Here is a 7,559-nt window from a genome sequence, read left to right as displayed (position 1 = left end):
AGCGTCCGCCGCCCCGGCCGCCCCGCGGCACGCCCCGCGCGCTCCTCCCGCACCGACGCCATCAGCGGCTCCGTCCCCTTGAGATCGGCGATCAGCCGGTCCGCCGTCCGCGGCGCCAGCTGACGGCACGTCCGCGCGGTGGCCCGCCGTGCCGCCATCGCCGCGGGGTGCAGCAGCACCTCCCGCAACGCCGGACTCTGCTCCAACTGCGACCGAAGCCGCCGCCCGGCCACAACGGACACACGGGCTTGCACAGGAGCCTCCTCGCCAGGCCACGACCACATCTCCGCAACCCCACCAGCTGGCCAACCCGGTGTCAACGTGACCGACTGCTACGGCCGTTTTGCCGGATTCGACGGCATGTCAGGCCGGCCCCGGCAACGCCGGGCGCCACCGTCCGGAGGGTGCCGGACGGGGTGTCGGCGCCGTCCTCGGCGCCGGCCCGGCGGAAGCCGAAAGCCGGCGCGTTCCGCACCGACGCGCCCGGGTCCTGCCCGCCCGAGCGCCGGCCCGCTGCCGATCGACCGGGCACCGTCGTGTCGCTCTGGGTGATCGAGGTGTCACCCGGGTAGGACTGTGGTCGTCCCGACCAGGCGTTGCCGAGACATCGCAGGAGCCGCGAGTGGCCGCTTACCACGACAGTGACGGAGCCGAGCAGGTACCGGCGCAGGATGCCCCGCCGCCGCCCGCCGAACTGGTGGCGCTGGCGCAGGCGTACGGGGTGGACACCCGGCATCCGGGGCCGGGCGGGCAGGCGGTGGGGGCGCGGACGCTGGTCGCGGTACTGGCGGCGATGGGGGTCGCGGCCGGGACCCGGCAGGAGGTGCGGGAGGCGTTGGAGCGCCACCGGGCCGGGCAGCGGTCCCGGCTGCTGCCGCCCTGCGTGGTGGTCCGTCAGGGGCGGCGCACCGCGCTGGACGTGCCGGCCGACGCCCGGCTGCGGGTCGAACTGGAGGACGGGGGCAGCTGGGAGCTGCCGAGGGGGCACTCGCACTGGGTGCCGGGGGACCTGCCGCTGGGGCGGCACGTGCTCACGGCGGAGAGCGAGGGGCGCGGGGCCCGGGCCGCGCTGATCGTCGCCCCCGAGCGGCTGCCGCGACTGCCCGGCCGCAGCTGGGGGTTCCTCGCCCAGCTGTACTCGGTGCTGTCCGAGCGCTCCTGGGGCATGGGCGACCTCGGCGACCTGGGCGAGCTGGCCCGGTGGGCGGGCACCGGCCTCGGCGCGGGCTTCGTGCAGATCAACCCGCTGCACGCGGGGGTGCCCACGAGCCCCTCCGACCCCTCGCCGTACCGCCCGTCCTCGCGCCGCTTCGCCGACCCGGTGCACCTGCGGATCGAGGACGTCCCCGAGTACGGGTACCTCGCCGGCGGGCAGCGCGACCGGGCCGAGGAGCTGACCCGCCGCGCCGCCCGGCTGCGCGAGGAGGTCCTCGGCCACGACGCCCTGATCGACCGGGACGCCGTCTGGCAGCTCAAGCGGGAGGCCCTGGAACTGCTGCACGAGGTGCCGCGCGGCCCCGGCCGGCAGGCCGGGTACGAGGCGTACCGGCGCCGGGAGGGCGAGTGGCTGCGCCGGTACGCCCTGTGGAACGCCCTGGCCGAGGAGCACGGCCCGGACCGGCACCACTGGCCGAAGGGCCTGCGTCACCCGGACGGCCCACAGGTCGAGCAGGCGGAGAAGGCTCTCGGGGACCGGGTCGAGTTCCATCGCTGGCTCGCCTGGCAGGTCGACCAGCAGCTCGCCCACGCCCAGCGGGCGGCCCGCGAGGCCGGCATGGCGGTCGGCCTGATCCACGACCTGGCCGTCGGCGTCCACCCGGACGGCGCCGACGCCTGGGCCCTCCAGGACGTGCTGGCCGACGGCATCTCGGTCGGCGCCCCGCCGGACGCCTTCAACGCCCACGGCCAGGACTGGGGCCTGCCGCCCTGGCGCCCGGACGCGCTCGCCGAGGCCGGCTACGCCCCGTACGCGGAGCTGCTGCGGGCCACCGCCCGGCACGCCGGGGCGGTGCGGATCGACCACGTGATGGGCCTGTTCCGGCTCTGGTGGGTGCCGGCGGGCCACCCGCCGACCGAGGGCGCGTACGTGCGCTACGACGCGGAGGCGATGCTCGGGGTCCTGGCGCTGGAGGCGCACCGGGCCGGGACGCCGGTGATCGGCGAGGACCTGGGCACGGTCGAGCCGGGCGTGCGGGAGGAACTGGCGGCCCGCGGGGTGCTCGGCACCTCCGTCCTCTGGTTCGAGCGGGACTGGCAGGGCGACGGCGCGATCCTCGCCCCGGACCGCTGGCGGCCCGGCTGCCTGGCCACCCTCACCACCCACGACCTGCCCAGCACCGCGGCCAGGCTCTCCGGCGAGCACGTCGAGCTGCGGCACCGGCTGGGCCTGCTGGCCAGGCCGCTGGGGGAGGAGCAGGAGGAGGCGGCGACGGAGCTGGCCGACTGGCGGGCCGAGCTGGCCGGGCTGGGTCTGCTCCGGCCGGGCGAGCCGCTGACGGCGTCCGTGCTGTACCGCTTCCTGCGGGAGACCCCGGCCGAGCTGGTCGGCGTCTGGCTGCCCGACCTGGTCGGCGACCCGCGCCCGCAGAACCTGCCCGGCACCTGGGACCAGTACCCGAACTGGCGCCTGCCGGTCGCGGACGGCGCCGGCGACCCGGTCACCCTCGAACGCCTCGCCGCCAACCCCGCCGCGGGCCTGCTCGCCCACCTCCTGGCCCCACCCGGTTCCCGCAGGTCCGCTCGCTGACCGGAAGGGGCCGGGTGCGTGCCGTCCCCGGCCCCGTCCGTCGCCGTCGGCCCGCCGCAGGCACCCCCGCCGCCTCGGGCCGACCCCGACGCGCGCGCCCCCGTAAGCGGCGGGTAAGTTGGAAACGTGGACAAGAGGAACGCTTTGCGAGCCGGCGCGGTCTCCGCAACGGTCACGCTGATGATGCTGCTGTCGTCGCCCGCCATGGCCTTCACCCGGGACGACGGTGACGACCCGGGGTCCGGCCTGAGTGTCGGTGAGACCCTCGGCCTGTACGTATTTCTCCCGCTCGTCGCCTTCGCGGTGATCGCCGGTCTGGCCGGCCTGCCGTACGGCGGCAAGGGCAAGAAGAAGTAACCGGCGGGTCCGGCCGGACCCGCACGACGTCCACCGGGACGTTCCACGTCCACCAGGACCCGCACGACCCCGAAGGGGCGCCGGACGATTCCGTCCGGCGCCCCTTCGGGCTTGGTCCGCGGACCGTCAGCGGGCCCCCGCCGCACGGTCGGCCGCCTGGGCCTTCAGCGCGCGCTCGATGCCCGCCCGCGCCTCGACCACCTGGCGCCGCAGCGCCGGCGCCGGCTCGGCCGAGGCCAGCCACGCGTCGGTCGCGTCCAGCGTCCCCTGCGTCACCTGCAGGGACGGGTACAGCCCGACGATGATCTGCTGCGAGATCTCGTGGCTGCGGCTCTCCCAGACGTCCTTCACCGCCGCGAAGTACTTCTCCGCGTACGGCGCCAGCAGCTCGCGCTGGTCGTACTGCTGGAAGCCGACGATGACGGCCTCCTGCACATAGTTCGTCAGCTTGTCGGACTCCACCACCGACGCCCAGGCCTCCGCCTTGGCCTCGGCGGTCGGCCGGGCGGCGCGGCAGGTGGCCGCGTGCTCCTGGCCGGCCGCGGTGTTGTCCCGCTCCAGCTCGGCGGCGATCAGCTCCTCGCCGGCCCGGCCGGTGGCGGCGAGCCGGCCGAGCAGGGCCCAGCGCAGCTCGGTGTCCACCGCGAGGCCCTTGATCTCGACCGAGCCGTCCAGCAGCCCGGCGAGCAGCCCGAGCTGACCGTCCGTGCGGGCGACCGAGGCGAGGGTGCGGGCCCAGGCCAGCTGGTGGTCGCTGCCGGGCTCGGCGGCCCGCAGGTGCTCCTCCGTGGCGGCGGCCCAGCGGTCGAGGCCCTGCCCGCGCCACTGCGGGTCGGTGTAGACGTCGAGGGCGAGCTTGACCTGGCGCTGCACTGACTGCACCACGCCGATATCGCTCTCGCGCCCGATGCCGGACAGCGCCAGCGACACGTAGTCGCGGGCGGCCAGCTCACCGTCGCGGGTCATGTCCCAGGCGGAGGCCCAGCACAGCGCGCGCGGCAGCGACTCGGTGAAGCCGCCGAGGTGCTCGGTGACGACGGCCATCGAGTCCTCGTCGAGCCGGATCTTGGCGTACGAGAGGTCGTCGTCGTTCAGCAGCACGACGGCCGGGCGGTGCCGGCCGACCAGCTCGGGCACCTCGGTGCGCGCGCCGTCGAGGTCCAGCTCGATCCGGTCGGTGCGCACCAGGGCGTCACCGTTCAGCTCGTACAGGCCGATCGCGATGCGGTGCGGCCGCAGCACGGCCTCGCCCTTGGCGCCGGCGGGCAGCGCGGGGGCCTCCTGGAGCACCGCGAAGGACTCGATGTCGCCGTCGGTGTTGACGGTGACGGCGGGCCGCAGCACGTTGATGCCGGCGGTCTCCAGCCAGGCCTTGGACCACGCCTTGAGGTCGCGGCCGCTGGCCTCCTCCAGGGCGCCGAGCAGGTCGCTGAGGCGGGTGTTGCCCCAGGCATGGCGCTTGAAGTAGGCCTGCACGCCCTGGAAGAAGGCGTCCTGGCCGACGTACGCCACCAGCTGCTTGAGCACCGAGGCGCCCTTGGCGTAGGTGATGCCGTCGAAGTTGACCTGGACGTCCTCCAGGTCGTTGATGTCCGCCATGATCGGGTGGGTGGACGGCAGCTGGTCCTGCCGGTACGCCCAGGTCTTCATCTGGTTGGCGAACGTGGTCCAGGAGTGCGGCCACCTGGAGCCGGGGGCCTCGGCCTGGCAGACCGCCTCGGCGTAGGTCGCGAAGGACTCGTTGAGCCAGAGGTCGTTCCACCACTCCATGGTGACGAGGTCGCCGAACCACATGTGGGCGAGCTCGTGCAGGATCGTCGCGGCGCGGGCCTCGTACGAGGCGTCGGTCACCTTGGAGCGGAACACGTACTGGTCGCGCAGGGTGACGGCGCCCGCGTTCTCCATCGCGCCGGCGTTGAACTCCGGGACGAAGAGCTGGTCGTACTTGGCGAACGGGTAGGGGAAGTCGAACTTCTCCTGGAAGTAGTCGAAGCCCTGCTTGGTGACCTCGAAGATCGCCTCCGGGTCCAGGAACTCGCGCAGCGACGGCCGGCAGTAGACGCCCAGCGGCACCTTCTGCTCGCCGTTCTCGTAGGTGTCGAAGACCCCGACGTACGGGCCGGCGACGAGCGCGGTGATGTAGCTGGAGATCCGGCCGGTGGGCTCGAACGTCCAGACCCGGGTGTCGCCTTCGCCGGCCGGCTCCGGGGTCGGCGAGTTGGAGACCACGACCCAGCCGTCGGGCGCGGTCACGGTGAACGCGAACGCGGCCTTCAGGTCGGGCTGCTCGAAGTTGGCGAAGACCCGGCGGGCGTCCGGCACCTCGAACTGGGTGTACAGGTAGGTCTCGCCGTCGACCGGGTCGACGAACCGGTGCAGGCCCTCACCGGTGTTGGTGTACTCGCAGTTCGCGACGACCCGCAGCTCGTTCTCGGCCGCCAGGTCCGGCAGCGGGATGCGGCTGTCGGCGAAGCTCGCCGGGTCGAGCCGCACGCCGTTGAGGGTGATCTCCTCGACGCTCGGGGCGACGAGGTCGATGAAGGTCTCCGCGCCGGGGGTGGTGGCGGTGAACCGGACCACGGTGGTGGACCGGAAGGTGCCGCCGTCGCGGGCCGAACCGAGGTCGAGCTCGATGTCGTACGCGTCCACGCGGAGGAGGTCGGCCCGGGTGCGGGCCTCCTCACGGGTCAGGTTTGTGCCGGGCACTCGCTGCACTCCTTTGTCAGACTGATGGTCCGAATCCTCGCATGTCCAACGTACGGACCCGCCGGAAAATCACAGGCGGGGCGGGCCCGGGCGAATTGCCCGTTCCCGCCCCGCCCGCGTGGGTCGCGACGAGGGGTCACGCCCCCGGCGTCACTTCTTCCACTTGGTCAGCGGGCCTTCGCTGGCGCTGTAGCGGCGGAACGCGTAGACCGCGGCGCCGTCGTCCGAGACGAGGTACTCGGAGGTGCTGCTGCCGATGCTCATGCTGCTGGGCATCGCCATGGTGCCGAGGTCGGACAGCGAGCCGTCGGCCGGCGAGAGCGTCACCAGCCGGGCCGGCTTGTTGTAGCCCTGGTCGACGACCGCGCGGACCTTGCCGTCCTTGTCGGTCCCGGCCACCAGGCGCATGTCGTTGCCGGCCGAGCCGGAGGTGGCCGCCCACAGGCGCTTGCCGGTGTTCAGGTCGTAGGCGTTGATGCCCGGCTTGCTGCCGCTCACCTGGACGTACAGCGTGGTGCCGCTGACCACGTTCCGGGTCACGGCCTCGTCCTGGCCGGACAGGCGCAGGCTGTCCGAACCGGGCTCCTTGACGGACATCTGGTTGCCCGGCTTGTTGTCCTTGTCGAACGGCAGGACGTAGTCGCCCTGCGGACCGCTGGACATCAGCAGCACCAGCGGCTTGTCCTGGACGACCGAGTCGACCTGCTCGATGCTGCCGGTGAGGGTGATCGGGGTGCTGGCCGCCTTGCCGGTCTCGGCGTTGACGATGACCAGCTGCGACTTCGGGCCGCTGGTGCCGTAGCAGCGGTCGCTGACCGCGATCTGGGTGCCGGCCGCCTTGCCGCGCAGGGTGCAGTCCTTGTCGCGGGGCTGGTACTGCCAGGCCGGCTGGCCGGTGGCGATGCTCAGGGCGCCGACCGCGTTGCCGCCGACGGCGACCACGTTCTCGGTGACGCTGAGGGTCGGCGAGGACATCCGGTCGGCCGAGACCTTGACGCTCCAGAGCAGCTTGCCCTGGGCCAGGTCGACGGCGCCGACGGTGGAGCAGTCGCTGTCCCCGGTGTTGAAGGAGACGGCGGCGACGCCCTTGGAGTTGGCGCCGTACGAGGCGGTGCACAGCTCCTTGCTGCCGGCCGGGGCGGCGATCGTCCAGGCCTCCTTGCCGTCGGTCAGGTTGTAGGCCCTGATGCCGGAGCTGTCGACGCGCACCGCGAGCTTGTCGGTGCCCCAGACGCCGAGCAGCTGGTTCGAGCTGTCCGAGTTGGCCGGCTTGGGGGCGCTCCAGGCGACGTTGAAGGTGGAGCCCTTGGCGCCGGGGCTGGTGGTGGGGCTGGTGCTGGTCCCGCCGGTGTCGGTGGATCCGCCGGTGCCGCCGGTGCCGCTGCTGATCGGGCCCGGCGCGGGGTCGGGCTCCGGGTCGTTGCCCTTCAGCAGGACGACCAGGGCGACCGCGATCGAGACCGCCAGCACACCGCCGATGATCCCGCCCCAGAGCATCACGGGGTTGCGCTGCTTGGGCGCGACGGGCGCACCCGGGTAGCCGTAGCCGGGCTGCTGCGGGTAGTTGTAGCCGCCGGCGTTGTAGGCCTGCGCGGGGTCAGGGGCGCCGTACCCGGGCACCGGGTCGTACGGGCCGACCGGCGCGGCGCCGGGCGGCGGCGGGGCCTGGCTGGGGAACCCGGTCGCGGTCGGCGCGTAGGCCGCGTACTCCGGGCTGCCGACCGGCGGCTGCGCGGGCGGTGCCGGCGGC

General features: G+C 73.8%; 5 protein-coding genes. 2 read left to right on the top strand and 3 right to left on the bottom strand.

What is annotated here, in order from left to right; genetic code table 11:
* Window positions 1–188 (bottom strand): hypothetical protein (locus BU198_RS42600; RefSeq protein WP_223244972.1); only part of this gene is annotated, 188 nt, incomplete at its 3' end.
* A gap of 434 nt (window positions 189–622) precedes the next feature.
* On the opposite strand from BU198_RS42600, the gene malQ reads away from it, so the two are divergent.
* Together malQ and BU198_RS26620 are read left to right on the top strand one after the other, a co-directional pair.
* Window positions 623–2,746, top strand: coding sequence for a 4-alpha-glucanotransferase (gene malQ, locus BU198_RS26625; protein ID WP_188299417.1), 2,124 nt, complete (start codon window positions 623–625; stop codon window positions 2,744–2,746).
* Between the two features lie 126 nt (window positions 2,747–2,872).
* Window positions 2,873–3,103: a hypothetical protein gene (locus BU198_RS26620; protein WP_188299416.1), complete on the top strand. Its 231-nt coding sequence runs from the start codon at window positions 2,873–2,875 to the stop codon at window positions 3,101–3,103.
* Between the two features lie 126 nt (window positions 3,104–3,229).
* Here BU198_RS26620 and pepN read toward each other — a convergent pair whose 3' ends face one another.
* The gene (gene pepN / locus BU198_RS26615; protein WP_188299415.1) at window positions 3,230–5,809 is read right to left on the bottom strand and encodes an aminopeptidase N; all 2,580 of its coding nucleotides are present in this window, start codon (window positions 5,807–5,809) and stop codon (window positions 3,230–3,232) included.
* A 150-nt stretch (window positions 5,810–5,959) separates the two neighbouring features.
* On the bottom strand, window positions 5,960–7,559 hold a 1,600-nt coding region (locus tag BU198_RS26610; protein WP_188299414.1), incomplete at its 5' end, for a PQQ-binding-like beta-propeller repeat protein.

The organism is Streptomyces sp. CBMA156, from assembly GCF_014596515.1.
Taxonomy (GTDB): domain Bacteria; phylum Actinomycetota; class Actinomycetes; order Streptomycetales; family Streptomycetaceae; genus Kitasatospora.
The sequence above is the reverse complement of the archived record's forward strand: the minus strand, read 5'-3'. Positions and strand labels throughout refer to the sequence as shown.